Origin of the sequence: Hydrogenovibrio sp. 3SP14C1, from assembly GCF_029625905.1 — a bacterium.
In the GTDB taxonomy this organism is placed as follows: Bacteria; Pseudomonadota; Gammaproteobacteria; order Thiomicrospirales; family Thiomicrospiraceae; genus Hydrogenovibrio.
On sequence record NZ_JARTLM010000131.1, the window covers coordinates 1 to 268 of the forward strand.

Genomic DNA, 268 nt, shown 5'->3' on the forward strand with positions numbered 1-268 from the left:
ACCTATCTTGGCGGCGTATTCTATGGCATTTACCTGGGAATGCCAGCGGGTCTGGCGGCCTTGCTGGTCGGCTTGCAGCCATTGTTGACCGCCGCCTGTGCAGGCCCACTGCTGGGCGAACGCCTGGGCGCACGGCAATGGCTGGGCCTGGCGCTGGGGCTGGTAGGCATCTGCCTGGTGCTGGGTAGCAAGCTGGAGTTTGGCAGTTCGCTGTTCAGCGGTTTTGGCATGGGGGCACTGGTCAGTGTACTCGCCGCAAGATCGGAAG

The 268-nt window shown here is 63.1% G+C and carries 1 protein-coding gene; it reads left to right on the plus strand.

Translation table 11 applies throughout. From position 1 onward, the window contains the following. Nucleotides 1-268, plus strand: a 268-nt coding sequence (locus tag P8629_RS11930; protein ID WP_278166331.1) for an EamA family transporter, incomplete at both ends; no start/stop codon positions are given.